This is a genomic window from Nocardia altamirensis NBRC 108246 (genome assembly GCF_001612685.1).
Taxonomy (GTDB): Bacteria; Actinomycetota; Actinomycetes; order Mycobacteriales; family Mycobacteriaceae; genus Nocardia; species Nocardia altamirensis.
This window is the reverse complement of record NZ_BDAY01000064.1, coordinates 1-26,183: the sequence shown is the minus strand read 5'-3', so window position 1 is coordinate 26,183 and position 26,183 is coordinate 1. Positions and strand designations below refer to the sequence as shown.

At 65.9% G+C, this 26,183-nt stretch carries 30 protein-coding genes; 23 read left to right on the top strand and 7 right to left on the bottom strand.

Translation table 11 applies throughout. The features are described from left to right. The first annotated feature begins 9 nt into the window (after positions 1-9). Positions 10-1,290: a TetR/AcrR family transcriptional regulator gene (locus NA11_RS29845; RefSeq protein ID WP_084655189.1), complete on the top strand. Its 1,281-nt coding sequence runs from the start codon at positions 10-12 to the stop codon at positions 1,288-1,290. 22 nt (positions 1,291-1,312) lie between these two features. Here NA11_RS29845 and NA11_RS29840 read toward each other — a convergent pair whose 3' ends face one another. Beyond that, positions 1,313-2,839: an aldehyde dehydrogenase family protein gene (locus NA11_RS29840; protein WP_084655193.1), complete on the bottom strand. Its 1,527-nt coding sequence runs from the start codon at positions 2,837-2,839 to the stop codon at positions 1,313-1,315. Between the two features lie 365 nt (positions 2,840-3,204). Between NA11_RS29840 and NA11_RS29835 the strand changes: the two genes are divergently transcribed. From NA11_RS29835 to NA11_RS29825, 3 genes are read left to right on the top strand one after another with little or no spacing between them, the layout of a single operon-like run. Then, positions 3,205-4,188 carry an ATP-binding cassette domain-containing protein gene (locus tag NA11_RS29835; RefSeq protein WP_069165366.1) on the top strand — a complete coding sequence of 328 codons (984 nt, stop codon included), beginning with the start codon at positions 3,205-3,207 and terminating at the stop codon, positions 4,186-4,188. Continuing rightward, positions 4,185-5,000 carry an ABC transporter permease gene (locus NA11_RS29830; RefSeq protein WP_069165365.1) on the top strand — a complete coding sequence of 272 codons (816 nt, stop codon included), beginning with the start codon at positions 4,185-4,187 and terminating at the stop codon, positions 4,998-5,000. The genes NA11_RS29835 and NA11_RS29830 overlap by 4 nt, the downstream gene beginning before the upstream one ends. Next, positions 4,997-5,857 carry an ABC transporter permease gene (locus NA11_RS29825; protein WP_245746260.1) on the top strand — a complete coding sequence of 287 codons (861 nt, stop codon included), beginning with the start codon at positions 4,997-4,999 and terminating at the stop codon, positions 5,855-5,857. Before NA11_RS29830 ends, NA11_RS29825 begins: the two co-directional genes overlap by 4 nt. Here NA11_RS29825 and NA11_RS29820 read toward each other — a convergent pair. Further along, positions 5,827-7,095, bottom strand: coding sequence for a lycopene cyclase family protein (locus NA11_RS29820; protein WP_501193649.1), 1,269 nt, complete (start codon positions 7,093-7,095; stop codon positions 5,827-5,829). The two genes, NA11_RS29825 and NA11_RS29820, sit on opposite strands and share 31 nt — an antisense overlap. A 40-nt stretch (positions 7,096-7,135) precedes the next feature. Then, positions 7,136-7,612 carry a hotdog fold domain-containing protein gene (locus NA11_RS29815; protein WP_069165362.1) on the bottom strand — a complete coding sequence of 159 codons (477 nt, stop codon included), beginning with the start codon at positions 7,610-7,612 and terminating at the stop codon, positions 7,136-7,138. A gap of 554 nt (positions 7,613-8,166) precedes the next feature. On the opposite strand from NA11_RS29815, the gene rpsJ reads away from it, so the two are divergent. The 13 genes from rpsJ to NA11_RS29750 all read left to right on the top strand — a co-directional run bounded on the left by rpsJ (position 8,167) and on the right by NA11_RS29750 (position 14,232). After that, complete coding sequence (gene rpsJ / locus NA11_RS29810) at positions 8,167-8,472, top strand: 30S ribosomal protein S10 (protein WP_003938093.1); 306 nt, start codon at positions 8,167-8,169, stop codon at positions 8,470-8,472. A gap of 14 nt (positions 8,473-8,486) precedes the next feature. Beyond that, complete coding sequence (gene rplC, locus NA11_RS29805; protein ID WP_069165361.1) at positions 8,487-9,152, top strand: 50S ribosomal protein L3; 666 nt, start codon at positions 8,487-8,489, stop codon at positions 9,150-9,152. Then, positions 9,149-9,823 carry a 50S ribosomal protein L4 gene (gene rplD, locus NA11_RS29800; RefSeq protein ID WP_069165360.1) on the top strand — a complete coding sequence of 225 codons (675 nt, stop codon included), beginning with the start codon at positions 9,149-9,151 and terminating at the stop codon, positions 9,821-9,823. The genes rplC and rplD overlap by 4 nt, the downstream gene beginning before the upstream one ends. Next, positions 9,820-10,125 carry a 50S ribosomal protein L23 gene (gene rplW, locus NA11_RS29795; protein ID WP_033091018.1) on the top strand — a complete coding sequence of 102 codons (306 nt, stop codon included), beginning with the start codon at positions 9,820-9,822 and terminating at the stop codon, positions 10,123-10,125. The genes rplD and rplW overlap by 4 nt, the downstream gene beginning before the upstream one ends. Before the next feature lie 33 nt (positions 10,126-10,158). After that, positions 10,159-10,998, top strand: a complete 840-nt coding sequence (gene rplB, locus NA11_RS29790; RefSeq protein ID WP_069165359.1) for a 50S ribosomal protein L2 — start codon at positions 10,159-10,161, stop codon at positions 10,996-10,998. Positions 10,999-11,013: 15 nt separating this feature from the next. Further along, positions 11,014-11,295 (top strand): 30S ribosomal protein S19, encoded by a 282-nt coding sequence (gene rpsS / locus NA11_RS29785; protein ID WP_019045020.1) that lies wholly within the window; start codon positions 11,014-11,016, stop codon positions 11,293-11,295. After that, positions 11,292-11,693 carry a 50S ribosomal protein L22 gene (rplV, locus tag NA11_RS29780; RefSeq protein ID WP_069165358.1) on the top strand — a complete coding sequence of 134 codons (402 nt, stop codon included), beginning with the start codon at positions 11,292-11,294 and terminating at the stop codon, positions 11,691-11,693. The genes rpsS and rplV overlap by 4 nt, the downstream gene beginning before the upstream one ends. Further along, entirely contained in the window at positions 11,694-12,500 is an 807-nt protein-coding gene (rpsC, locus tag NA11_RS29775) for a 30S ribosomal protein S3 (RefSeq protein WP_069165357.1), read from the top strand. Positions 12,501-12,503: 3 nt separating this feature from the next. Beyond that, the gene (gene rplP / locus NA11_RS29770) at positions 12,504-12,920 is read left to right on the top strand and encodes a 50S ribosomal protein L16 (protein ID WP_025347180.1); all 417 of its coding nucleotides are present in this window, start codon (positions 12,504-12,506) and stop codon (positions 12,918-12,920) included. Continuing rightward, a complete protein-coding gene (rpmC, locus tag NA11_RS29765; RefSeq protein ID WP_014981663.1) occupies positions 12,920-13,159 on the top strand; it encodes a 50S ribosomal protein L29 in 240 nt (79 codons plus the stop codon). The genes rplP and rpmC overlap by 1 nt, the downstream gene beginning before the upstream one ends. Further along, entirely contained in the window at positions 13,156-13,428 is a 273-nt protein-coding gene (gene rpsQ / locus NA11_RS29760) for a 30S ribosomal protein S17 (RefSeq protein WP_069165356.1), read from the top strand. The genes rpmC and rpsQ overlap by 4 nt, the downstream gene beginning before the upstream one ends. Before the next feature lie 121 nt (positions 13,429-13,549). Next, positions 13,550-13,783, top strand: a complete 234-nt coding sequence (locus NA11_RS29755) for a DUF6364 family protein (protein ID WP_069165355.1) — start codon at positions 13,550-13,552, stop codon at positions 13,781-13,783. A 14-nt stretch (positions 13,784-13,797) separates the two neighbouring features. Beyond that, positions 13,798-14,232, top strand: coding sequence for a PIN domain-containing protein (locus tag NA11_RS29750; protein WP_069165354.1), 435 nt, complete (start codon positions 13,798-13,800; stop codon positions 14,230-14,232). A gap of 16 nt (positions 14,233-14,248) precedes the next feature. On the opposite strand, the gene NA11_RS29745 is transcribed toward NA11_RS29750, so the two are convergent. Continuing rightward, positions 14,249-14,665 carry a hypothetical protein gene (locus NA11_RS29745; RefSeq protein WP_439957112.1) on the bottom strand — a complete coding sequence of 139 codons (417 nt, stop codon included), beginning with the start codon at positions 14,663-14,665 and terminating at the stop codon, positions 14,249-14,251. A 231-nt stretch (positions 14,666-14,896) separates the two neighbouring features. Between NA11_RS29745 and NA11_RS29740 the strand changes: the two genes are divergently transcribed. Then, positions 14,897-15,652 carry an ABC transporter permease gene (locus tag NA11_RS29740; protein WP_069165352.1) on the top strand — a complete coding sequence of 252 codons (756 nt, stop codon included), beginning with the start codon at positions 14,897-14,899 and terminating at the stop codon, positions 15,650-15,652. A 137-nt stretch (positions 15,653-15,789) separates the two neighbouring features. Here the strand turns inward: NA11_RS29740 and efeB are convergent, their stop codons facing one another. Genes efeB through efeU form a run of 3 tightly spaced genes read right to left on the bottom strand, consistent with a single transcriptional unit; the run spans position 15,790 to position 19,262 of the window. After that, positions 15,790-17,109, bottom strand: coding sequence for an iron uptake transporter deferrochelatase/peroxidase subunit (gene efeB, locus NA11_RS29735; RefSeq protein WP_069165351.1), 1,320 nt, complete (start codon positions 17,107-17,109; stop codon positions 15,790-15,792). 24 nt (positions 17,110-17,133) lie between these two features. Next, positions 17,134-18,360 carry an iron uptake system protein EfeO gene (efeO, locus tag NA11_RS29730; protein ID WP_069165383.1) on the bottom strand — a complete coding sequence of 409 codons (1,227 nt, stop codon included), beginning with the start codon at positions 18,358-18,360 and terminating at the stop codon, positions 17,134-17,136. Between the two features lie 8 nt (positions 18,361-18,368). Then, complete coding sequence (efeU, locus tag NA11_RS29725; protein WP_069165350.1) at positions 18,369-19,262, bottom strand: iron uptake transporter permease EfeU; 894 nt, start codon at positions 19,260-19,262, stop codon at positions 18,369-18,371. Positions 19,263-19,476: 214 nt separating this feature from the next. Between efeU and NA11_RS29720 the strand changes: the two genes are divergently transcribed. The 5 genes from NA11_RS29720 to NA11_RS29700 all read left to right on the top strand — a co-directional run bounded on the left by NA11_RS29720 (position 19,477) and on the right by NA11_RS29700 (position 25,169). Beyond that, positions 19,477-20,322: a phosphatase gene (locus NA11_RS29720; protein ID WP_369691165.1), complete on the top strand. Its 846-nt coding sequence runs from the start codon at positions 19,477-19,479 to the stop codon at positions 20,320-20,322. 131 nt (positions 20,323-20,453) lie between these two features. Next, positions 20,454-20,837 (top strand): hypothetical protein, encoded by a 384-nt coding sequence (locus NA11_RS29715; RefSeq protein WP_141717917.1) that lies wholly within the window; start codon positions 20,454-20,456, stop codon positions 20,835-20,837. A gap of 145 nt (positions 20,838-20,982) precedes the next feature. Continuing rightward, positions 20,983-22,152, top strand: a complete 1,170-nt coding sequence (locus NA11_RS29710; RefSeq protein ID WP_245746258.1) for an MFS transporter — start codon at positions 20,983-20,985, stop codon at positions 22,150-22,152. Between the two features lie 407 nt (positions 22,153-22,559). Beyond that, on the top strand, positions 22,560-22,988 hold the full coding sequence (locus NA11_RS45890) for an EXLDI protein (protein ID WP_069165347.1): 429 nt from the start codon (positions 22,560-22,562) through the stop codon (positions 22,986-22,988). Positions 22,989-23,024: 36 nt separating this feature from the next. Continuing rightward, positions 23,025-25,169, top strand: a complete 2,145-nt coding sequence (locus tag NA11_RS29700) for an MMPL family transporter (RefSeq protein ID WP_069165346.1) — start codon at positions 23,025-23,027, stop codon at positions 25,167-25,169. Positions 25,170-26,183 lie beyond the last annotated feature (1,014 nt).

The window sequence follows — 26,183 nt, the reverse complement described above, 5'->3', positions numbered from 1 at the left end:
AGAAGGTGCATGGTCGCGGATCGCAGCGAGGTCGGTCTCGCTTCCGCGCGGCCTGATGCAGGCGGGCGGGTGGTGCGTGACGATCCCGCGGGGAGCGGCGGTCAGGCGCCGAGTGGGCCGGTGCGTCGCAGGCCCAAGGATCGCAAGGTGCAGATCATCAGGGCGGCCGCGCGCGCGTTCAGCGACCGCGGGTATTACCCGGTCGGGGTCGACGAGATCGCCGCCGAGGTCGGGATCTCCGGCCCCGCGCTGTACCGGCATTTCACGAACAAATACGCGCTGCTCGTGGCGGCCGCCGAAGAAGGCGCCAGACACCTGCTGAATGTGGCACGCGCCGCGGACGATCCGCAGTTGGCGCCCGAGCGACGGCTGGACGCGTTGATCAAGGCGATCAGCGAACACACCATCGAGATCCGCCGCGAGGCCGGGCTGTACCGCTGGGAGCGGCGCTATCTGGAACGCGAAGATCGCCTCCGGATCCGCGCCATCTACGACGACTTGAACGCGACCCTCGCCGGGCCGATCGCGCAGCTGCGGCCAACGGCGCCGCCCGCCGATGTGGCGATCGCGGCGGCCGCCGTGCTGAGCGCGATCGCGAGCATTTCCGCGCACCGCAGCGCGCTGTCCGGTGCCAAACTGCTTCCGCTGTTGCACGACATGTCGTGGGCCATCCTGCGCGCCGAGTTGCCGCCCGCGCCACCGGAACCCGATCCCGGCCCGGTGACCAAGGGGCTGCCGGTGTCGTCGAAACGCGAACAGCTGCTCACCGAGGCCATCCGGATCTTCGGCAGGCAGGGCTACCACGAGGCGAGCATCGAAGAGATCGGCGCGGCCGTCGGCATCAACGCGTCGAGCGTGTACCGCTACTTCGCGAGCAAGTCCGATCTGCTCGCCGCCGCCTTCTATCGCACCGGCGACCGGGTCGCGCTGGCGATCACCGAGGCACTGGCCGAGGCGACCAGCCGCGAGGACGCGGTGCGCCGCATCGCCGAACGCCAAGCCAAGCTGACCTTCGCGATGCCGGAGATCATGCCGGTCTACTACGCCGAATTCAGCAATCTACCGCAGGCCGAACAGCACAAGCTGCGCGCGATCCAACGACAGAACGTCCTCGAATGGGCCAACCTGCTCGACGGCGATCCCGTCGAGGCGCGCTTCCGGGTGCACGCCGCCATCGGCCAAGTGATCGATGTCGGGCGGTTGCTCCGATTCGATTCCCGCCCAGCCCAATTGGCTCGGGTCACCGCGCTGATGGAGGCCGTGCTGCTCGGTGCCGCCGCAGATCGGTGACCTGAGCCCTAGCGCCTGTGTCCTAGGTGTGGCGTCCGTGCCGGATGCGGAAGATGGTCCTGGCCAACCGGAGATGCCGGGGATGGCGGTCGAAGGTGGACAGGTTCACCGGTGCCTGATAGCGCTTGCGCGCGATGGCCAGCGTGTGGCTGAACTCCCGCAGGCCCTGATCGCCATGGCTGTGGCCCTGCCCGTATTCGCCGACACCACCGAACGGCAGCGCGGGGATGCCCGCGTAGGCCGTCGCGGAATTGATGGTGACCACACCGACCCGCAGCTGTTCGGCGAACGACTCGATCTCGTGCACATCCCTGGTGAACACCGAGACCGCGACATCGTTGCCGACGGCATTGATGCGCTGCGCCGCGTCGGCCATGTCGGTCACCTTGTTCACGATCAGCACGGGCCCGATGCCCTCGCCGGTGATCGCCAGGCTTTCCTCGGGCACCTCGGTGAGCACCACCGGCTCGACGTAGGGTTCGCGGATCGAATCGAGTCCACCGACCACCGCGCGACCGCCGCGGGCCAGCGCATCCCGAATCTGCTTGCGTACCACCTCGACCTGTGACTCCAGGATCATCGGGCCGTAGGACGCCCGCTTGTCGGCGCCGGGCCGCAGTCGCCCGGCCTGCTCGACAACGAGCTCGAGGAACGGTTCGTACACCGACTCCGCGACGTAGGCCCGCTGGATCCCGGTGGCGTTCTGGCCTGCATTGGCCATCGCCCCGAAGACCGCGGCCTCCGCTGCGTCATCGAGCCGCGCGTCGACGTGCACGATCATGCTGCCTTTGCCGGTGCGCTCGACGACGACCGGCGTCATCGTGTGCGTACACAGCTCGATGACCTCGCGCGCGCCCGATTCCGAACCGGCGTAGGCGATCTTGTCGACCTTCGCTCGACACAGCGAACGGCCCGTTCCGTTGTCGCCGGTAACCACCTGCAGCACCGGCTGATTCGGCGCGAGCCGAGTCCAGCTGTCGGCCAGCCAGACACCGACACCGGTGGTGAGCTCGTGCGGCTTGAACACCACCGTGTTGCCTGCGGCCATCGCGTAGGCGATCGAGCCCATCGGCGTGAAGACCGGGTTGTTCCACGGGCCGAGCACCCCGATGACGCCGAGCGGCAGGTAGCCGACCGAGGCTCGCTGGTTGCGGGTCAGCCAGCTGGAGCCGACCCGGTGCCTGCCGAGCGCGCGGCTCGCGTTCCTGGCCGCCCAATCGAGGTTCTCGACCGCGAGCATCACCTCGATTGTCGCGTCCGCCTCCGGTTTCCCGGTCTCCTCGGACAGGATCTCCACCAATTCGCCTGCCCGGCGGGTGATGTCGCGCTTCCAGTCGAGCAGCCACCGTTTGCGTCCGCCGAAACCCAGGTCGGCCCACCATCTTTCGGCGGCCCGTGCGCTGCGTACCGTGCGGTTGATCTCGCCTGCGCCCATCACCGCGTAGTTGCCGACGACCTCGCCCGTGCGTGGGTCGTAGGACGTCAACACGTTCGATCGGCCCGAACCTCCCGGCTGCGCCGCCACGCGTGGCTGCGCGGACTCGGCCATGATCACCTCTCGCAGTGTCGAAATCGGCGTGCGGACCACTTACCAACAGCCGCCGCCGCGGACGAGTGAGTGTTCCCCCGAATAGCAGACTATGGTCGCCACGACCGGCCGACAAGGCTCCTTTGCCGCCACCGCGCTGCCCTTGACACTGCCAACCCGCGCCGATCTGCACCGGGTCCCGTCGCGCGCAGTTGGTGTGAGTAAGGACACAATTAGTTTGTCGTCCAGTTGGGTACCGCTCGCGGCACCAGGTCCACCCCGCACAAGCCGGTAACATCACGCCAAGCGCTACGGATCACTAGTGGGAACGTGGATGCGCGCTCCGGCGATGCCATGTCGCCGCAATCGCCGATAGTGGAGAGTTGATGCCGAGCTTGAACCAAGCAGACCTGCATGCGAGTGAACCAACGGTCCGGGTAACGGATGTTCGGAAGTCATTCGGCGATGTGCATGCACTGCAGGGGGTCAGCTTCACGGCCGACCGCGCCAGCGTCCTCGGCATCCTCGGCCCCAATGGGGCAGGCAAGACGACGATGGTGAAGATCCTGTCGACGCTGCTGCGCCCCGACTCCGGCACCGCCATCGTCGCCGGGCACGACGTGCTGAAGGACGCGGCGGGTGTGCGTCGCTCGATCATGATGACCGGCCAGTACGCCGCGCTCGACGAGAACCTCTCCGGCCGGGAGAACCTCGAACTGTTCGGCAGGCTGATGGGCCTCAGCAAGTCTGCCGCCCGCAAGCGGGCCGACACCCTGCTCGAGGAATTCGATCTGGCCAGTGCGGGCCGCCGGATGGTTGCCCAGTATTCGGGCGGCATGCGCCGCCGCGTCGATATCGCGTGCGGGCTGGTGGTTCGCCCCGAGGTGGTGTTTCTCGACGAGCCGACCACCGGCCTCGATCCGCGCAGTCGCCAAGGCGTCTGGGATCTGGTGAACCAGCTGAAGGCGCAGGGCATCACGGTGCTGCTCACCACGCAGTACCTCGAGGAAGCCGATGTGCTCAGCGACAACATCATCGTCATCGACAAGGGCACGGTGATCGCCGAAGGCACCGCCGACGAGCTCAAGGAGAAGACCGGCGGCAGCTACTGCGAGGTGGTTCCGCTGAACCCGGCGCAGGTACTCACCGCGGCATACGCGCTCGGTGATCTGGTGCCCGCCGCGGTGCTCGCCGCCGTCAACGGCAGTGACCGCCTGTCGATTCCGGCGCCGGAGGGCGCTGCCACGCTCACCGAGGCGCTGCGCAGGCTCGACTCCGCCGGCGTCAAGCTGGCCGACATCGCACTGCGCAGGCCCTCGCTCGATGACGTCTTCCTGTCCATCACCGGTCACTCGGGCGGTAATTCGTGACCGCCGCGACCACCACCTCCACTGCGCCCGCGCTGTTCGAAGCGCTACCCGAGGCGCGCCTTTCCTCGTTCGCCCAGTGGCGCGCGCTGACCGGCCGCATCGTCTGGACCATGGCCACCAAGGGCGAGTTGATCTTCGCGATTGTCGTGCCGCTGGTGTTCACCGTCGGGTTCTATTTGCCGCTGCGTCTCGTGATGAATTTCCAGGGCGTCCACTATGAGCAGTACGTCATGCCGATCATCGTGCTGCAGACCATGTCCTTCACGATGATGTCGAATGCGCAGCGTGCCGCGTTCGAGGCGCTGACCGGGCTGAGTACCCGGTTGCAGACCATGCCGATCGGCCTGCTGGTTCCGCTGTCCGCTCGGATCGCGGCCGGGTTGGTTCGCTCGGTCGTCGCGTTGGCCGCGGCGCTGGTGTTCGGCTACGTGATCGGCTTCCGGTTCTCCGCGGGCTTCACACAGGCCGTCCTGTTCTGTCTCTTTTCCCTTGCGGTCGGCACGGCGCTCGCGATCGGCGCCGACGCACTCGGCAGCCTGACCAAGAGTCCGGAAGCCCTGAGTCAGGCGCTGACCCTGCCGACGCTCATCTTCGGCATGCTGTCGTGCGGCTTCGTGCCGGAACACAGCTTCCCGGCGTGGATTCGCGGCTTCGTGCGCAACCAGCCGATCTCGCAGTTCTCCTTCGCGCTGCGTGACATGGCCGCGGACGGGGTTACCTGGCAGGTGTTGTGGGTGCCGCTGGTCTGGGTGGTCGGGCTGACGCTCGTCTTCATTCCACTGGCGGTATGGGCGAGCGTGAGGCGGTCATGAGTACTACGGAAGTGCCCGTCGAGGCAGGCGCGACCCTCGGGTGGAAGACGCCGCTGCCCGAGGTGTCGGCGAAGCCCGAGAGCGCGCTGAGCACCTGGGTCGAGCACAGCCTGATCCAATGCAAACGACTGCTGCTGGTGTGGACGCGCGATCCCGCGACAACCATTCAGACACTGGTCTTTCCGGCATTGACGCTGGTGATGTTCCAGATCGTGCTCGGTAATCCGGTGACCGCGTTCACCGGCCAGCCGAGCATCTTCGGCCAGGTGGGTTTGCTCTCGCTGGTGGCGGCGATGTCCGGTGCGGTCGTGAGCGCGCTCGGATTCGGGCGCGAGAAGGCGACCGGGCTACTCGGCCGGTTCTGGACCATGCCGATTCATCGGGCCGCGGGCTTGACCGGACGGTTGCTCGCCGAGGCGGTGCGCGTGCTGATCACCACGGTGTTCGTGATCGGGGTCGGACTGCTGCTCGGGTTCCGCTTCCAGCAGGGGGCGCTGGCCGGGCTCGCGCTGATCGGCGTACCTGTGCTCTTCGGTACTGCCTTCGCCGTGTTGGTTACCGCCTTGGCCACCCGCTTCGAAGGCGTGGTGTTGTTGAACGTCATCGGCGTTGTCAACACGCTGCTGATGTTCTTCAACACCGGCTTCGCGCCCGCCTTCGCCTACCCGAAGTGGTTGCAGGGCACGGTCGAGTACCAGCCGATGAGTTGTGCGATCGATGCCATGCGCGGGCTGTCCTATGGCGGGCCGGTCGCGAAGCCCCTGCTGCTGACTCTGCTCTGGACGATCGGGATCGTCGCCGTGTGCGCTTACCCCGCGGTCCGCGGTTACCGGCGGGCGGCGGAGACCGGCGCCTGATCGAAGTCGTAGTCCAGCCAGCGATTGCGATGGGTCCAGCCGACCAGGTCGTAGCGCCAGCGGAACGGCCAGGTGTGCGCGACGGTGTTGAACAGGACCGCGCCGAGTGCGGTGTAGTCGTCGTGCGCGGACAGCAGCGCGCGCTGTCCGCGCGGGGAGGCGCTGAAGAACGCGTCGAACATGGCGATCGACTGTTCGGTGGTCAGCCTGCCGAGACCCCAGAGGCCGCGCATCCGCATCCAGTACACCAATCGGGCCTGGCGCGGCCAGAGTTCGGCGACCGGGTCGCGGCCGTGCAGCACAGCCGTGACGGCGGTGTCGACCAGCGCCAGGGAATCGGCGACGCTGTAGCCGGTGCAGGGATGCATCATGCCGCCGCGTGATCCGAACGGAACGGCATGGGCCACGCCCTTTTTCGGCGGCGGCTGATCGAGCGGGTAGTGCGCTGCCTCGCTCGGCTCGTCGCCGGTGAGCCGGATGCCGTGCGCGGCAAGGCGATTCAGCGTGCGTTTGCGCAGTTCGTGTTGCGGCATCCCGCCGCGCAACCCGAGGCTGGTTTCCTCGAAGATCACCGTGCCGTCGCCGAGCGGCACCGAGTAGAGGAACGAGGGCGGTTCGTCGGGGCCTGCGCCGTTCTCCGGGCGCCAGTCCAGCAGTAGGCCTTCGTGTGCGGCGACCATCGGCGCGGCGGTTTCCTCGGCGACGAAGATGCCGTGCGCGCTCGCGGCCCTTCGCTTGCCGAGCGCAGGCAGACCGCGCGTGTCGAACACCGTTGCCGCGGAAATCGTTGTGCCGTCGGCGAGTTCCACCGTGTGTGCGTCGACCGTCCTCGCGCGCTGTGCGAGCACCGTCGCGTCGTCGAGCGGGAGTGCCTCGTGCAGACCGGGTTTGGACAGCACGCAGTAGGGGCGGTCGATGCGGTGCTCGACCTTTGTCCAGACGGTGGGTGCCGGGATGGTGGTGGCGATCGCGCTCGACGGCAGCCACTGCGGCAGCTCGTCGACCCAGCAGGAGTAGGTCGGCGCCCACAGCCGGTCCGGGCGCGGATCGATGGCGGTCACCCGCAATCCGGCACGCATCGCGCGATGCGCGAGCGCCCGGCCGGTCGGTCCGAGCCCGACCACGCATACATCGACATTCGGGACCGCGCTGACACCCATGAGGGCATTCAATCCGCAGCGGCGGCCCCGAAGCAACTGTCCACGCACGGTGTGGATCTGTCGACAGGCCGCGAGGATCGCCGACCTGATGGCCGCCGCTGCCCTGCGGAAGTGCTCGCTACTTCGGGGTGACCCAGGTGGTGATGTCGGCGTGCACGACCTCGAGGCCGTGCTTGTCGTAGATGGAGACCGGCACGATCAGGTTCTGACCCTCGGTGATCGTGGTGAAGTCCGGCACCTCCGCCAGTTTCGCGACCGCCCGCAGGCTGGTCTCGGCCTTGGCCAGGTACTGCACGTTCATCGCCTTCGGGATCCAGCGGTGCGTCGACGGCACGGTCGCCTCGCTCAGCATGCCCATCGCCACCTCGGCCAGGTTGCATGCCGCGATGGCGTGGAACGTGCCGAGGTGGTTGTGGATGCCGAACCACTTCGGCGAGGTCACCTCGCACAGCCCCGGTTCCAGCCGCACCACGTTCGGCAGCACCGTGCCGAAGTACGGCACCCGCGCCACCATCCCGAGGGAGAACAGGGTGTGCCCGAGCCGGTTGTCCGGCAGCTTCTTCCAGCCGCGATAGGTTGCGGTCTCTTTCGTCATGAATGCATCTTACTGCGGAGTAAGTTAAGTCTGCTCGCCGTGCCCCAGCTCACGTGGAGCCGCGCTACTCGCGAGGGGCGGGACGGCGCGGGTAACGTAGACGGCGCGCCCGGGATCCGCGGTCTGACCTGGGTTGGGGGCGCACCGAACCCGTAGTGGGGGGTCGGATTTGTAGTCGTTGAGCCCGTCGGGCATACTGTTCGGGTTGCCTTGCACCGGCCCGTGCCTGTTTCCGCGTGAGACGGAGTGGCCGAGCGAGGCGAGCAGTACCAATCGTGTACCTCACCGGACTACCGGTGTGGGTACGTCCGGGACAGTGTTCCAGGCCTGAGATGAAGTTCGATCCAGGGCCGAGGAATGAGCGGATGGGCGACACGCCCGACCGCGTGGACCGGAGAACCATGACAGATGAACAGCGGCGAGGGTCGAGCATGCGTGCTCGGTCGCGGTCTCACGTGAGACGTCTTCGTGTGTTCGGGCTGTGCAAATTGAGGGTGGTACGGAAGCCAGCTTCCGGATCACGAAGGACTAAAGCGGAGAAAAGGACACTTAGCGTGGCGGGACAGAAGATCCGCATCAGGCTCAAGGCCTACGACCACGAAGCGATCGACGCCTCAGCGCGCAAGATCGTGGAGACGGTGACCCGCACCGGGGCCCGTGTCGTCGGGCCGGTGCCGTTGCCGACCGAGAAGAACGTGTACTGCGTCATCCGTTCGCCGCACAAGTACAAGGACTCGCGCGAGCACTTCGAGATGCGTACGCACAAGCGGCTTATCGACATCCTCGACCCGACGCCGAAGACGGTTGACGCGCTCATGCGCATCGACCTGCCGGCCAGCGTCGACGTCAACATTCAGTGACGGGGACTCGAGACATGACTGATAACAAGAACAGGCCTGCGGCAGGCATTCTGGGCACCAAGCTCGGCATGACCCAGGTGTTCGACGACAAGAACCGCGTCGTTCCCGTGACCGTCATCAAGGCCGGACCGAACGTCATCACCCAGATCCGCACCGTGGAGCGCGACGGCTACAGCGCCGTCCAGGTCGCTTTCGGCGCCATCGACCCGCGCAAGGTGAACAAGCCGGTCTCCGGCCAGTTCGCCAAGGCCGGTGTCACCCCGCGCCGCCACGTCGCCGAGATCCGCGTCGCCGACGCGTCCACCTTCGAGGTCGGCCAGGAGATCAACGCCGACGTGTTCGAAGAGGGCACCTACGTCGACGTCACGGGCACCAGCAAGGGCAAGGGCTTCGCCGGCACCATGAAGCGTCACGGCTTCGCCGGTCAGGGCGCCTCGCACGGTGCGCAGGCTGTGCACCGTCGCCCGGGTTCCATCGGTGGTTGCGCCACCCCCGGCCGCGTGTTCAAGGGCATGCGGATGTCGGGTCGGATGGGTAACGACCGCGTCACCACGCAGAACCTCTCGGTTCACAAGGTGGATGCCGAGAACGGCTTGCTGCTGATCAAGGGCGCGATCCCTGGTCGTCGCGGCAGCGTCGTGACCGTCAAGAGCGCAGTGAAGGGTGGTGCGCACGCATGACCAGCCTGGAGAAGAAGGCTAACCTCACGCTGCCGGTGAAAGAGCCGGGCGGCAAGACCAACGGCACCGTCGAGCTCCCCGCGGAGATCTTCGACGTGACCGCGAACATCGCGCTGATGCATCAGGTCGTGACGGCCCAGCTGGCCGCGGCCCGTCAGGGCACGCACGCGACCAAGACGCGTGGCGAGGTGTCCGGTGGTGGCAAGAAGCCGTACCGCCAGAAGGGCACCGGCCGCGCCCGTCAGGGTTCGACCCGCGCACCGCAGTTCACCGGTGGTGGCACCGTGCACGGCCCGCAGCCGCGCGACTACAGCCAGCGCACCCCGAAGAAGATGAAGGCCGCCGCCCTGCGCGGTGCCCTCTCCGATCGGGCGCGCAACGAACGCATCCACGTGGTCACCGAACTGGTTGCCGGGCAGGCCCCGTCGACCAAGACCGCCAAGAGCTTCCTGGCCGAGCTTTCGGACCGCAAGAAGTTCCTGGTCGTCGTCGGCCGCGAGGACCTGGCCGCGTGGAAGAGCGTGGCGAACCTGGAGCACGTGCAGCCCATCGCACCGGACCAGCTCAACACCTACGACGTGCTCTACAGCGACGAAGTGGTGTTCAGCGTCGAGGCCTTGAACACCTTTGTGCACGGCCCGGCCGAGGCAGCACAGGAGGAGAGCAAGTGACCACGATCGCCGACCCCCGCGACATCCTGCTGGCGCCGGTCATCTCCGAGAAGTCCTACGGACTGATCGAGGACGGTACCTACACCTTCCTGGTGCACCCGGACTCCAACAAGACGCAGATCAAGATCGCCGTCGAGAAGGTCTTCGGTGTCAAGGTCACCAGCGTCAACACCGCCAACCGTCAGGGCAAGCGCAAGCGGACCCGCTTCGGTTACGGCAAGCGCAAGGACACCAAGCGCGCGCTCGTGACCATCTCGGCCGACAGCAAGCCCATCGAGATCTTCGGAGGCCCGGTCGCGTAAGCGGACGGGAATCCAGAAAGCAGAGAAGAACTCATGGCAATTCGTAAGTACAAGCCGACTACCCCGGGTCGCCGCGGGTCGTCCGTTTCGGACTTCGCTGAGATCACTCGGTCGACCCCCGAGAAGTCGCTCATCCGTCCGCTGCACAGCAAGGGTGGTCGTAATGCGCACGGTCGCATCACCACTCGGCACCGCGGTGGCGGCCACAAGCGTGCCTACCGTCTGATCGACTTCCGTCGGCTGGACAAGGACGGCATCCCGGCCAAGGTCGCGCACATCGAGTACGACCCGAACCGGACCGCCAACATCGCGCTGCTGCACTTCGTCGACGGCGAGAAGCGCTACATCATCGCGCCCAAGGGCATCGTGCAGGGCACCCCGATCGAGTCCGGCCCGACGGCCGACATCAAGCCGGGCAACAACCTGCCGTTGCGCAACATCCCGACCGGTACCACCATCCACGCGGTGGAGCTGCGTCCGGGCGGCGGCGCCAAGATGGCCCGCTCGGCCGGATCCAGCATCCAGCTGCTCGGTAAGGAAGGCACCTACGCCACGCTGCGTATGCCCTCCGGTGAAATCCGTCGCGTCGACGTGCGCTGCCGCGCCACCGTCGGCGAGGTCGGCAACGCCGAGCAGTCGAACATCAACTGGGGCAAGGCCGGCCGCATGCGCTGGAAGGGCCGTCGTCCCACCGTCCGTGGTGTCGTCATGAACCCGGTCGACCACCCGCATGGTGGTGGTGAAGGCAAGACCTCCGGTGGTCGCCACCCGGTCTCGCCGTGGGGTCAGCCGGAAGGCCGCACCCGCAAGCCCAACCGTCCGAGCGACAAGCTCATCGTCCGCCGCCGCAAGTCCGGCAAGAACAAGCGCTGAAGGAGGAGGTAAGAAATGCCACGCAGCCTCAAGAAGGGCCCGTTCGTCGACGACCACCTCCTCGCGAAGGTGGACGTCCAGAACGAAAAGGGCACGAAGCAGGTCATCAAGACCTGGTCGCGTCGTTCGACCATCATCCCCGATTTCATCGGCCACACCTTCGCCGTCCACGACGGTCGCAAGCACGTGCCGGTGTTCGTCTCGGACAACATGGTCGGGCACAAGCTCGGTGAGTTCGCGCCGACCAGGACGTTCAAGAGCCACGTCAAGGACGACCGGAAGAGCAAGCGGCGATGACGACTGAGACTCAGAACCCGACTGCACGCGCAACGGCGAAGCACGTTCGCGTCACCCCGATGAAGGCGCGCCGCGTCGTGGACCTGGTCCGCGGCAAGCGTGTCGAGGACGCCCTCGCGATCCTGAAGTTCGCGCCGCAGGCCGCGAGCGAGCCGGTCGCCAAGGTCGTCGCCAGCGCGGCGGCGAACGCCGAGAACAACCTCGGTCTCAACCCGTCGACCCTGGTGATCTCGACTGCCTACGTCGACGAGGGCGCGACCATGAAGCGGTTCCAGCCGCGTGCCCAGGGCCGTGCGTTCCGCATTCGCAAGCGCACCAGCCACATCACCATCGAGGTCGAGAGCATCCCCACCGCCGGTGGAGCAACTCGCAACCGCCGGAAGGGAGGGGCAAAGTAAATGGGACAGAAAATCAACCCCCATGGCTTCCGCCTCGGTATCACCACCGACTGGAAGTCGCGTTGGTACGCGGACAAGCAGTACGCGGACTACGTGAAGGAAGATGTCGCCATCCGTAAGCTCCTCGCCACTGGCATGGAGCGGGCAGGCATCTCCAAGGTCGAGATCGAGCGCACCCGTGACCGGGTTCGCGTCGACATCCACACCGCTCGTCCTGGCATCGTCATCGGCCGCCGTGGCGCCGAAGCCGATCGCATCAGGGCCGAGCTGGAGAAGCTCACCAAGAAGCAGGTGCAGCTGAACATCCTCGAGGTCAAGAACCCCGAGTCGGATGCGCAGCTGGTTGCCCAGGCCGTGGCCGAGCAGCTCTCCAACCGCGTGGCGTTCCGTCGTGCGATGCGTAAGGCCATCCAGTCGGCCATGCGTTCGCCGAACGTCAAGGGCATCCGTGTGCAGTGCTCGGGCCGCCTCGGTGGCGCCGAAATGTCGCGCTCGGAGTTCTACCGCGAGGGTCGGGTGCCGCTGCACACGCTGCGCGCCGACATCGACTACGGCCTCTACGAGGCCAAGACCACCTTCGGTCGCATCGGCGTGAAGGTCTGGATCTACAAGGGCGACATCGTCGGTGGCAAGCGTGAGCTGGCCGCCGTGAGCGCTCCGGCGGGTGGCGATCGTGATCGTCCGCGCCGCGAGCGTCCGAGCCGTCCGCGTCGGTCCGGTTCCGCCGGCACCACGGCGACCAGCACCGAGGCCGGGCGCGCCGCCACTGCGGTGGTGGACGCTCCGGCAGAGACACAGGAGGGCTGACGCATGCTGATGCCTCGCAAGGTGAAGCACCGCAAGCAGCATCACCCGGGTCGTTCCGGCATGGCCAAGGGCGGCACCTCGGTGGCGTTCGGTGAGTTCGGCATCCAGGCACTGGAGCCGGCCTACGTCACCAACCGGCAGATCGAGTCGGCGCGTATCGCGATGACTCGCCACATCAAGCGTGGCGGCAAGATCTGGATCAACATCTACCCGGATCGCCCGCTCACCAAGAAGCCTGCCGAAACCCGCATGGGTTCCGGTAAGGGTTCGCCGGAGTGGTGGATCGCGAACGTCAAGCCCGGTCGCGTGATGTTCGAAATGTCTTACCCGAATGAGGAGATCGCTCGTGAGGCCCTGCGCCGCGCGATGCACAAGCTCCCGATGAAGTGCCGGATCGTGACCAGGGAGGAGCAGTTCTGATGGCTACTGAAACACCGGCCGCAGAGCTCCGCGAGCTCACCGAAGAAGAGTTGGTGCAGAAGCTGCGCGACTCCAAGGAAGAGCTGTTCAACCTGCGCTTCCAGATGGCGACGGGTCAGCTGGACAACAACCGTCGGCTGCGCGTGGTCCGTCACGAAATCGCGCGCATCTACACGGTCATGCGCGAGCGCGAGCTCGGTCTGGCCACCGGACCCGCTGACAAGGGAGATGCGGCATGAGCGAACAGAAAGTGGACGAGCGCAACAGCCGCAAAGTACGCGTCGGCTACGTTGTCTCGGACAAGATGAACAAGACGATTGTCGTCGAGCTGGAAGACCGTAACCGGCACAAGCTCTACGGCAAGATCATTCGCACCACCTCCAAGGTGAAGGCGCATGACGAGAACGAGATCGCCGGCGTCGGCGACCGCGTCCAGCTGATGGAGACCCGACCGCTGTCGGCGACCAAGCGCTGGCGTCTGGTCGAGGTGCTGGAGAAGGCCAAGTAGGCCGCTCACCCTCGAAAAGGGCCGTCCCCCGGGTTATCCCGGCGGACGGCCCTTTTTCTTGTCTGCCACACATCTCTGAATCCCGTGGCTTTTGCGTGGTCCACGTCATATACTGTGGTGCATGGCGAAGCGGAATATCACGATCCAGCTCGACGAGGACGTGATCACCGATGCGAAGGTGATTGCGGCCAAGCGGGGAACTTCGGTCAGCGCCCTCGTAGCACAGCAATTGACGGAGCTGTCTTACGACGACATGCGCTACGAACGCGCCAAACGTCTTGCGCTACAGCTGATGGCTGAGGCCGAGCCGCACGGTGGCCGTCGGTGGAGCCGCGCCGATATCTACAAAGATTAGGAGTGAGCCCTTTCATGGCGACGACGGAACGCACGTTTATTGATACCAACATCCTGATCTACGCCTTCGACACCGATGCGGGCGAACGACATGCGATGGCACAAGCCGTCCTGAGCGGCCTGTGGGCCAATGGGACCGGTTTGCTCAGTGCTCAGGTGCTCGCCGAGTTCTACAACGTCGCGATCCGCAAGCTCTCGCCGCGGATGAGCATCAAGAAGGCCCGCTCTGTTATCGCGGCGTATAGCGAGTGGTGCTCGATGGACACGCATCCGTTGATAGTGATGAACGCGTCCTTCCTCCAGGAAACACACAAGGTCTCCTGGTGGGACGCAGTGATCATCGAATCGGCATCCCAGTCCGGCGCGAAATACCTACTGTCGGAAGACCTTCAGCACGGCAGGCACTTCGGTGAGCTCGAGGTGCGCAACCCATTCCGCAGTGAAACCTGAGTAGGTTGCCCACCGGCTAAGGAACGGAGAATGTGGCGAACCCGGGGGTGGTGATGCCGCCCACGGTGAGGATGAGGGCGACTTGGCCGCGGCCGGTGGGCAGCGTTGCCGCGGCAGGGAATCCGAACAGGCCGTCCGACATGGTCGCGGCACCGGTTGCGCCGGTGGTGAGGTTGACCCACCGCACTGCTGCATAAGGGGAACAGCCCCACCGGCCGGGAGCAGCCCCGGTGACAACGACACGGCCGGGCTGCTCACCGACAATGACCGCGCAATCGGTGGCTTTGGAATCGAAACTTCCATTCGGATTACCGAACGGGGCAGCGTTGATCTGAAACGGAACCGCGGTCTCTGCGGCGGCCGCCCCAGCTGCCGCCAACCCGACCATGACGAGTGCTGTTACCCAAAGAGCAAGCCTGCGAACGAACTTCACGACAGAGACCTCCGAAGCAATGGCGGAATCCCACATTCGAGACTCGCCGATCCTACGCGCTCCCGCGCCCTGGTTCGCGAGATCGGGGCCTCGCGGGATCAGGGTCCTGCGTCGACCTGGCGCCGTGCGATCGGAACTTCGCGGGATCGGGTGAGTGAGCAATGGCGGGACTGTTGGTGCGGACAGCGGGTCGATCGTGCGCGCCTGAGGCGGTCGTGAGAAGGTGCGCGCGTGAACGCGGTGGCGACGCCAGGGGTCGGCCTGACGATTTTGTGTGTGGCGTTGGTGGCCGCCACGGCGGCGGTGTATTGGGTGGCGCAGCTCGGTCCGGTCAGTGTTGCGCCGTGGGCAGCGACGCGGGCGGTCGTGCAGCTGGCGGTGGTCGCCCTGGTGCTCGCGGCGGCGCTGGCGCACTTGTGGTCGTCGATGCTGATACTGCTGGTCATGTTCGCGGCCGCGGTGTTCACCGCAGCCCGCCGCGCCCGCGCGGGGTGGTCGGCAGCATGGCTGACGCTGAGTCTCGGGGCCGGGCTGGCCACAACGATTCCACCGATGCTCGTCAGCGGTGTTGTCCCGATGGTAGGGGTCGCGGTAGTTCCGATCGGTGGAATCATCCTGGGCGGCACCATGACCGGGACGTCGTTGGCTGCCCGGCGTGCTCTTGATGCACTGACCGAACGCCGAGGCGAGGTGGAGGCGGCGCTGAGTCTGGGGCTCACCGACCGCGACGCCCGATTGGAGATCATCCGTGCCACCGCGACCGATGCGTTGCTGCCCGGCGTCGATCAGACCCGAACTGTCGGATTGGTAACGCTGCCCGGCGCTTTCGTCGGCGTCCTCGTTGCCAGTGGCTCCGCAGCACAAGCCGCTGCCGTGCAAGTGCTGGTCCTGTTGGGGTTGCTGCTGGCCCAGTCGTGCGCAGTAGCGACCACGATCGAACTGGTCGCCCGCGGCCTGGTCCGACGAACCCCTGCGTATCCCTCGTAAACACCTGGCACACAGTAGGAACCCGGCCCACCTCGCGCAGTAGCACCGCACCTCGCGAAGCCCACCTCACGGAACCCGGCTCGCTCGGGGTTGGTACGGCCGTTGCCGCCGTGTCCGGGCGGCTCATGCAAACCTGGTCAGGATTCGAACAGTCGCTGTCCCCACCATTCGCCGCCACCGAGCCCGGGCGGGCAGGCGAACAGGGCGGATCCGGTGTGGGTGATGTACTCCATCATCGCGTCCTTGTTCGCCAATTCGCGCTGCATAGGGACGAATTGGGTATGGGCGTTGCGGCAGTAGGCGATGAAGAACAACCCTGCGTCGAGGTGCCCGAAACCGTCGGAACCGTCGGTGAAGTTGTAGCCGCGACGCAGCAGTTGGACACCGGCGAGGTTGTCGGGGTGAGCGAGCCGCACATGGGCGGTCTTGGCGATGATCGGGGTACCGCTCGACGTCATGATGAAGTCGGGTGTGTCGAACTCCGCGTCCTTACCCTGCGGTGCCCCAACACCTTTCGTGCGCCCGATGATGTCTTCCTGCTCGACCAGCGAGGCCCGATCCCATGGCTCGATGTCCATGCGAATACGGCGCGCCACCAGATAGCTTCCGCCGGTGAGCCATTGCGCTTCCGGCGGATTGTCGGCTTCGTGTACCCATACCCACCGGTCGAGCAGCCCGGTGTCCTCGGCCTTCAGATTGGCGGTACCGTCCTTGAACCCGAACATGTTTCGCGGCGTCTGCTGCCCGCGGGTGGTGCTCGAGGTGCGGCCGAACCCGAGCTGCGACCAGCGCACGCTGACGATGCCGACACCCATGCGCGCCAAGTTGCGGATGGCGTGCACGGCCACTTGCGGATCGTCGGCACAGGCTTGCACGCACAGATCACCGTCACTGCGCGACGGCTCGATGGCGTCTTTGGCGAAGATCGGCAGCTCTTCGAGCCCGGCCGGCCGATGCCGCGCCAAACCGAAGCGGTCGGCACGGGTCGGCACGGCCGTGGTCGGCCCGAACAGTCCTGGCCCGAATCCCACTGTCAGCGTCAACGACGACGGCGACAAGCCGAGCGCCTCACCGGTATCCGGTGGCGGCAGCAGCTTTCCGTGCCCGACCGCGCCACCTTCGACGGTCTCCTGTCCATCCGTCATCCGTTCGGCGGCGAGCGTCCACCGTTTGAGCAGGTCGACGAGTTCGGTCTTGGATCGGGTGATCACGTCGAAGGCGGCGAAGTGCAGTCGGTCTTGCACGGCGGTGGTGATGCCTGCTTGCCGCGCACCACGGAACGGGATGGTGAGGTCGCCGAGGTGGCCGCCCGAGGACAGGCTCGATCCTTGGACGGCGGCACTGCCCGCGGCTCCGACGACCACACCCGCGCCCGCGGCCGCGCCGAGCAGGGCGCGACGTGACATTCTTCGCGATTGGGGCGCACGCTCGGCTGCAGCCACGGATTCCTCGGTCATCGCCGGACCTTCTTTCTTGCGTTACTACTGACCGAGCACGAGTGCGGGAACCTGGCTCAGGCTCGCGGACAGTGCGTCGATCTTGTCGGACATCTCCTTGCGCTGCGGTGCGGTCACCGTGTCGTAGGAGACATAGCCGTCGCCTTGACGGTATTTGTTGATGCTGTCGCGGACCGCCTGGAACTGCGCGGTGATCTTGTCCATGAGCGCCGCGTTCTTCGCGGTGATCATCGGCTGCAGTTCGGCGATCAACGTTTCCGAGCCGTCGATGTTGGCGGCGAAATCCCACAGGTCGGTGCGGGAGTAGCGGTCTTCCTCGCCGCCGACCTTGGTGGCGGCGACCTCGTCGACCAACGCCTGCGGGCCCTTCACGAACGACTGGGTTTCGAAGGTGAAGTCGGACTTGTTCACCTCGTCGCGCAGCGTGGTCGCGTTGGCCAGCAACGCATCTGCGGCCTTGTCGATCTCTTCCTTGGTGTCGGTCTTCGCGTGATCCAGGTCCGCCTGGGAGATGCTGTCGGGCTTCTCGCCGACCTGGCTCTGCTGCGGCGTCCACAGGAATCGCTCGATGCGATGGAATCCGGTGAACGGCTGCGTTCCGTTTTCGGTGTCGTCCCAGCGCATATCGAGCGCAGGATCGAGGTCGGCGAACGATTCCGCCACCGGCTCGATGCGTTCGTAGAAGGTGCGGGTCAGCCCGAACTGGGCGCGGGCCGCGGCCAGGTCACCGGACTTCACCGCGGCCGTGAAAGTGGTGGTCTGTGCGACCAAGCCGTCGAGCTGTCCACGCACGTATTCGAGGTAACGCTGCTTGGCCTGTTCGACATCGGCGGGGACGTCGGACTTCGACTTCTGCTCGCCCGTCACGTCGAGCGGCTGGCGGATTCCGTTGCCCACCATGCCCGGTTTGCACGCCGTCTCGTATTGTCCGGGTTCGGTGATGTCGACGACCAGCTTGCCGGTGACGCCGGGACCGATGTTCTCGACCTCGCCGAGTACTCGATTGTTCTTGCCGAAGACATAGAACTCGGTGACCTTCGACCCGTTGTTGGTGACGTTGAAGGTCACCGTTCCCGTCGACGCTTTGCTGGTGGACAATTCGCACGCGGACGCGGTGGATGTCACTGCGATACCGCCGCTCGAGTCGGTTTTGGCCGTGCACGCGACCAGCAGCAACGGCACCGACACCAGGAGGCTTACGGCGGCGCCCGCTTGACGGGAAATGTTCGGTCTCACTGTGTTTCCTTTCATGCCGGCGATCACGCTGCCGGAATCCGATCGTGCGACGCGGGAGACGAGTCCGCGGAATCGGTGCGGCGCGGACGCAGGAACAGCGTCATCACCACCACCAGATACACCGACCACGCGATGACCTGTAGGACGGTCGGATCGGGCCGGATATTGAACAGTCCGGCCAATGTGCTGCCGTACCACGATGATTGGTCGTAGAAGCCGCTGATATCGAAGGCGACATCGGTGCGGCCCGGCAACCAGCCGACCGTCTGAATTGCGCGAATGCCGTAGGCGAGAATTCCCGCGGCCACGATAACGAGCAGCGCCCCGGTGTAGGTGAAGAACTTGCCGAGATTCACCCGGACGGCGCCGTAGTACAAGGCAATGGTCACGATGACTGCGAGGAGGATGCCGAGCAGCAAGCCGAGCAACGGCCAACTGCTGCCCGAGGTGTTCTCGGCGTATCCGACCATCAGCAGCGCGGTCTCGACGCCTTCGCGGCCGACGGCCAGAAACGACAGCGACAGCACGGCGAACCCGCCCACCTCGGTGGCATGTGACATTCCCGCGCGGAGGTCTTGGGAGATGTGCGTGGCGGCGCCGCGCATCCACAGCACCATGGCGGTGACGATGACCACCGCGACCAGCGAGGCGACACCGGCGACGGCTTCGGCGGCCAGGCCGCTGACGGTCGAGGTGCCGTAGTGAATTCCGGCGAAGATCGCGAGCACCATCAGCACGGCGGCACCGACCCCGAGCCACAGCCATTTGAGGCTGTCGCGACGGTTGGATTTCACGAGGAATGCGGCAAGGATCATCACTACGATCCCGGTTTCCAGACCTTCGCGCAGGCCGATCAGCCCGCTGCCGAACAGCTGCGTCGCTACTGTGGGCGTCGATACCGCGAGAAACACTCCCACATCACCTCGTTCTCTGTGCGTCACCTACGACAACTATGAAGTAGGCAAGCCTGTCCTAGGTGTGATTGCGTAAGCGTACAACTACCCGGTCCTGAGATAGGCCCCCGGAGTGCGCGGATTCGGCGACGCAATATCGGCGAACGCCGACAGCGTTGCGCCTGGCGGTAATTCGAGGGTGAGATCGAGGTCGAAGTCTGGTTGGCTTGGGTGGTCGGTGGCGTTGCGAACGGTGGGAGGTCGGCGCGTGGGGTTTGTCTCGCGACCTGGGCAGTCTTATGACCGGGTGTTGTTGCGGAAGCATTTGTTGAAGACACGGATCGCCGGCGACGTGGCGACACCTCGGGAGGGAAATCTCGAGCACTATCGGCGGATGGTCGCCAAGGATCCCGGTTTTCAGTTCGGATTGGTGCTACGGGACTGGACGTTCCGCGAGACGCTGGACACGATGGTCGGATTATGCGGGGTGAATCCCGATCCGGCGTACACGCACGGGCAGGACACCATCGACGCGGACCTGACGCTCGACGCGCTGGAAACGATGGGGGAGCGGATCGGTCAGGCGGCGCGGAACCGGGAGACGGTGCTGTTGGCGACCGGACATCCCGGCGCGCTGATGGGCGTATACCGGGCCGTCGAGGATGCGTTGCGGACTGCGGGGTGCACGGTGCTCACGCCCGCGGCCGGATGGTCGTATCCGGTTGTCACCCGCACGGGGCCGCGGACCCGCGAGATCGTCTACACCTCCGGTGTCGCCGCGGTCGGTACCGACGGCAGGCTGAAACACACCCATGATCCGGACGGGATGCGTGCCATGCTCGCCGAACTGCGCGGCGGCGGCGAGTGGCCGGATCTGGTGATCGCCGACCACGGGTGGGCCGGTGCGGCGGGCGAGGCAGGCATCGACACCGTCGGGTTCGCCGACTCCAACGATCCCGCGCTGTTCGTCGGGCGGGCGGAAGGAAAGATTCTGGTCACGGTGCCGATCGACGATGGTGTCCTGCCGGAGTACTACGGGCCGATGACCGAATTCCTCCTCGACCGGGCCGGGCTCGGCGCCTAGGGTCTGTCTCGGAGCCCTAGCCAGCGCCTCCGGGTGCTCCGACACCGGCCCTAGCGACCGCACGTTTCCGGAAGCGTCACCCCTGTCTTCACCGCGATGCTGGCACGAGATCGAGGTGAAGGAGGGTGCTCGTGCTGATCGACATCGTCGTGCGGCTGCTGCTGGTGATCGTGGGAGCGATCCACATCTGGCCCGGTGTGGTGGCGTTGTCGCCGCGGCGGGCGGGCGCGTTCTACGGAACCCGTGCTGCCGGAACGGATCTGACCTTGCTGCTGCGGCACCGCGCGATCCTGCTCGCCACGGTGGGTGTCGGGCTGATCGTCGGCGCCGTCGTGTCGTCGGTGCGGCCGGTGGTGACCGGTGCCGCGGTCATCAGCATGACGTCGTTCATCGTGTTCGCGATGTTGTCGGGCATGAGCGGTCTCACCGCCAAGTCTCGGCGCATCGTGCACGTCGACCTTGTCGCTCTCGCACTTGTCGTTGTCGCGGCAATTGGTGCGGCGGCGACCGACTGATCTTGCTCGAAATCGGCACAGCCGCTTGCTCATTGGCATACTGTCTGGACCACTGAATTCATGGGATAAATCGGTGGCGACGGCGCGTCCGGGGTGACAAGCTCGGAGCGTGCGGTCATACCGGGTGGTTCTCTCGAGCGCGGCAGTGCGCAATATCCTTCTGCTCGGGTCGCTGGTCCGCATTCCGTTCTTCGCAGGGGCCGTGTTGCTCGCGCTGCACGTCGTGCAGACGCTGGACGGTTCGTACGTGCAGGCCGGTGCGCTGAGCACGATCGTCACGGTGTGCATCGCGCTGAGCGGTCCGTGGCGCGGGCGGCTTCTCGACCGCTTCGGTCTGCGCCGCACGATCGCACCGTCCATCCTGGTCGGTGCGGTGTGCTGGTCGATCGCGCCGTTCGTCGACTACGTTCCGCTGCTCATTCTCGCCGCGATCGCCGGACTGTTCGACGTTCCGATCTTCACCGTGGTGCGCCAGGCCGTCATCGCCGCGACGACCGAGCAGAACCGGCAGCCCGCGCTCGCCTTGGAAGCGGTGTCCGTCGAATGCGCCTTCATGATCGGCCCGATCGTCGGTGTCGCCGCCGCCGGGATCTGGTCGACGACAACGGTGTTGTTCTGCGTGCAAATGACTTTGGTGCTCGCGGGCATCCTGCTCTGGATATACAACCCGCCGCTGCGCTCCGCTGAGCAGACCGACAGCGCGAAGTCCGTCCCGCGGCGCAGCTGGTTCCGCTTCGAGTTCGTCGCACTGTGCATCGGTGCGAGCGCCGCCATCGCGGTGCTGGCCGGCTCCGAACTGACCTTCGTTTCCGCCATCCGCGAGTTCGAGGCACAGCCCTTGCTCGGGGTGGTCTTGGCTGTGTGGGGTTTCGGGTCGGTCGTCGGCGGCCTCACCTACGGTGCCCTGCGCCGCAAGATCTCCACCTATCTGCTGCTGGCCGGACTCGGCGTCGTCACCCTGCCGATGGCCTTCGCGGTCGGCCCGATCTCCCTCGCGATCACCGGGCTCATCGCCGGATTATTTTGCGCCCCAACGATTACCGCTTCCATCGATCAGATGAGCCGGATCGTCCCCGAAGGCGGACGTGGCGAAGCCATCGGCTGGCACAGTGCTGCGCTCACCCTCGGCAACGGCATCGGCAGCTCGCTCGCCGGCATCGCGATCGATGCGGGCGGCTTTCCCGCGGGCTTCGGCGCTGCGGCAGCCCTTGGCCTCGGTGTCGGTCTTGGACTGCCCCTGCTCCTCGCTCTCCGATCCCGTCGTCACCCAGCCGACGTGCCGGAACCGGTGGGAGCGGGCCAAGCCAACGTTTGAACCACCCGTTGCTTTGAACTGGCCGTGAGCCTGAGCCGGCCAGTTGCTCGAACCATCCTCGTGGTTGAACCGGCCAGTTGCCCGAATCGTCGCCGTGGTTTGAACCGGCCAGTTGCCCGAACCGTCGCCGTGGCTTTAACCGGCCGAGCGTGCACCAGGCACCGAGCGAGCGGTCAGATCGGGCATTTTGTGCTGCGTACGTCGAGATGTTCCGGTCCGTCGGCGGCTTCGGAAATGGGTCTTGCGTTATACGTATACATCTACTTATAGTGACTGCAACGGGCTGCGGAGTGGTGGCTCGGGGGTATCGGATAACTGGAGATCGACTCAGACGACGGGAACGCAGAGGCGACCCGTCGCTAGTAGATCTATGCGCGCATGCGCATTCGCTCATGGATGGAGTTGTCATGGAGAACGAATCGACGCAGGTCGGTGCGGTGGTCGAGTTGACGAAGGGGGACGAATATCCCGAGGTCGAGCTGAAGGTGGGGCCCGGCGGGCGGCGCAGGCAGCGGTTCGCGGGTCGGCTGGTGGGTGAGTCGCGGCAGTTCACCAAGGAAGGGCTCGAAGCGTTTCGCGTCTACCTCAGCAAGAAGGGGAAATACGCCGTGCATCGGCAGTCCGCGGAGTGGTCGGACTACTCGGTGGTCACCACGCTGATCAAGGACTGGAAAAACTGGCGCAATGTGCTCGATCTGGACGATCTGGGTTGGGGCGACTACACACTGGAGGTAGTGGATTCGCTCGACGAATTGCGCGAACGGGTACCGGCCAAGGTATATCGCGCCGTCGTCGACGTGACCGAGCACCCGTCCGTCGAGGATCTCGACATCTGAGCCGGACGGCTCGGATACCGAAAGGACTTCTCCCACATGTTCGCTCGACTGGGGCAACTGGTTGTCCACCACCCGTGGAAAGTGATCGGCCTGTGGCTGCTGATCATCATCGGAGTGGTGGCGGCCGCGCCGGAACTCAAATCGACCACCGACCAAGCCGAGTTCCTGCCTTCGCATTACGAGTCGATTCAAGCAATGCAAATGCAGCAGCAGGCATTTCCGCAGAGCGCGGCACCAGCGGCGATCATCGTCTTCGCCAGGGAAGACGGCACGCCGCTGAGCGACTCCGATGCCGCGAAGGTCGGCGAGGTCGGCGCGACGCTGGCTGCGGCGAACATCAAGGACGTCACCGGACTACAGCCGGTGCCGCCGTCGGACAATCGGCTCATCCAGATCATCGCCGTGCAGATGACGAAGGTGACCAGTGCGGGCGACACCAAACAGACCGACGCGGTCAAGGAACTGCGCACCGTGCTGAAAGATCAGGTCCGTGACACCGACCTGAAGGCGGGCATCACCGGTTCGGCCGCGCAATTCCTGGACCAGCAGGAGTCGAGCACGAAAGGCCTCGCCATCGTCGGCGTCGCGACGATCGTGTTGATCCTGGTGCTGCTGCTCCTCATCTTCCGCAGCCCGGTGATCGCGCTGCTGCCGATCCTCACCATCGGCGCGATCTCCATGGTGGTCAACGGACTGATCGCCATGGTGGCCAAGGCATTCGACCTGCAGGTGGACACCTCGGTGAACGCCATCCTGCTCGTCGTGCTGTACGGCGTCGGCACCGACTACATCCTGTTCCTGATGTTCCGCTACCGGGAACGGCTGCGGGCAGGCGACGACCCGAAGACCGCCATGGTCAACGCGGTCACCAGGGTCGGTGAGGCCATCACGTCCGCGGCGGGCGCGGTGATCATCGCGTTCATGGCGCTGACCCTGTCGACGCTCGGCATGTTCCGTGCACTGGGTCCGGCGCTGGCGATCGCCGTCGCGATGGCGCTGCTGGCCGGGCTCACCCTGATCCCCGCCATAGTTTCGTTGTTGGGCACCAAGGTGTTCTGGCCGTCCAAGGCGTGGCAGGCGGAACCGAAGGGTGCGCGGTTCACCGCGCTCGGCGCCGCGCTCGGCAAGCGCCCCGCCGTGTTCGCCGTGGTTTCCGGTGGGATCCTGGTCGTGCTCGGCATCCTCGCCGTCGGCTTCAACCCGACCTTCGACCTGACCTCGGGCTCGACGTCGGACAGTTCCGAATCGGTCGTCTACAACAAGGAACTGCTGAGGGGCATGCCCGCAGGCGCCACCCAGCCGACCGACGTGCTGATCCGCACGTCCGAGGGCGCGCTGGCAGTCGATCAACTGACTGCCTTCCGGACGACGCTCACCCAGGTGCCCGGCGTCGGGCAGGTGTCGGAGCCGATGTTGTCCGGGGACAAGACAACTGCCGCGTACCAGGTGACGCTCAACTCCGTACCGGAGTCGGACGCCGCACTGGAGACAGTCCGTGGCCCGCTGCGGGACGCCGTGCACGCGGCAGCGCCCGCAGGCACCACGGCGGTGGTCGGCGGCATCAGCGCGGTGTTCGTCGACTTCCAGGACGCGATGAACCACGACTACCGCATCGTGTTCCCGGTGGCCGCGATCCTGATCATGATCGTGCTCGGGTTGCTGCTGCGCAGCCTGGTCGCACCGTGGTATCTGATGGCGTCGGTGTTCCTCGGGTTCGTCGCCACGCTCGGCGCCGCAGTACTTGTGTTCCAGCACATTCAGGGGAACTCCGGCCTGATCTTCACGCTGCCGGTGATCATGTACCTGTTCGTGGTCGCGCTCGGCACCGACTACAACATCCTGATGGTGGCGCGGTTGCGGGAAGAAGCCAGAGAAGGCCACGACCCGAGGCAAGCCGCGGCACTGAGCTTGCGGCACACCGGGCCGACGGTCGCGGCGGCAGGCGTCATCCTCGCAGGCACCTTCGCCTCGATGATGTTGGCAGGCAACAACGTGCTGTCGCAGATGGGCTTCGCCATCTCGGTCGGTATCGCCATCGCAGCGTTCGTCATGGCGATGTTCTTCACTCCGGCGCTGACCGCGCTGCTCGGACACCGCGCGTGGTGGCCCGGGCATGGGGACGAGAAGTCGAATGGTTCGAAAACCGTTAGAGAGGGCGAGTATTCGACGTCGGCTCCGTGAGCATGGCTCGCATGCAGGCGTAAGTAACTAAAAGGGCTGGCACTCCGGACTATTCGGAGTGCCGGCCCTCTCGCTGTTCACCCTCCGGCCACAAAAAGTACCGCGCCTCGATGGCGATCACGGGATACGGTGCGCCTATGACAGTCTTTGTGGTGGTGATCGGTATCGCCGCGGTCATTGTGGGATTTGCCCAATGGGGAGGCTCGAGAATGGCCGCCGCAGACCGCCGACGCACGTGGGATGCGGCCGCCAGTGCCGACCTCACCAGTTCCCTCGCAGACACCATCGGCAGCGGAACCAGCTGCGGTGGTGGAAATTTCAGCAACTACGGCAGTGGAAGCAGTGTGAGCAGCTCCGCCGCTGACAGCAGTTCGAGCAGTTCCAGCGACAGCGGCTCGAGTAGCGGAAGTAGTTGCGGCGGCGGGAGCAGCTGCGGCGGCGGAGACTAACAGGCACCAGCCGTACATCCCGCTGCGCTCTGCGGCCGCGGTCCAGTGTCCAGTCACCTGCGACGTGTGCAACCACGGTCATTAGCGCCAACCGATCGCTGCCCCACGCGGCCCACTAATCCGCGGTCGTTGGCGTCAACCGATCGCTGCTCCACGTGGCCGACCAAACGGCGGTCGTTGGCGTCAACCGATCGCTGCCCCGCGCGGCCGAGCAAACGGCGGTCGCGAGCGTCAACCGGCCGCTGCCCCGCGCGGCCGAGCAAAACCGCGGTCGCGAGCGCCAACCGACCGCAGCTCCATGCGGCCCACAAACCGCGCCGCGACAACGCCAAATTCACCCCGAGCCCCTACTCGCACTATGCCTCGAGTTGGTCGACTGATCATGGGGCACTGGTGGCGGTATCGCCCGAGTGGCCCCCGCCACCAGTGCCCCTTCGACCAGAAACCGCCCCTTGTGCTCCCACATGCCGGGATCGCGGGTCTGCCCGAGACCGCACTCGTGGGCTAGCCGTGCCGCAACACCGAAATCTGCGCCCCCCGCTGTGCTTCCGCACCGGTTGGGGAG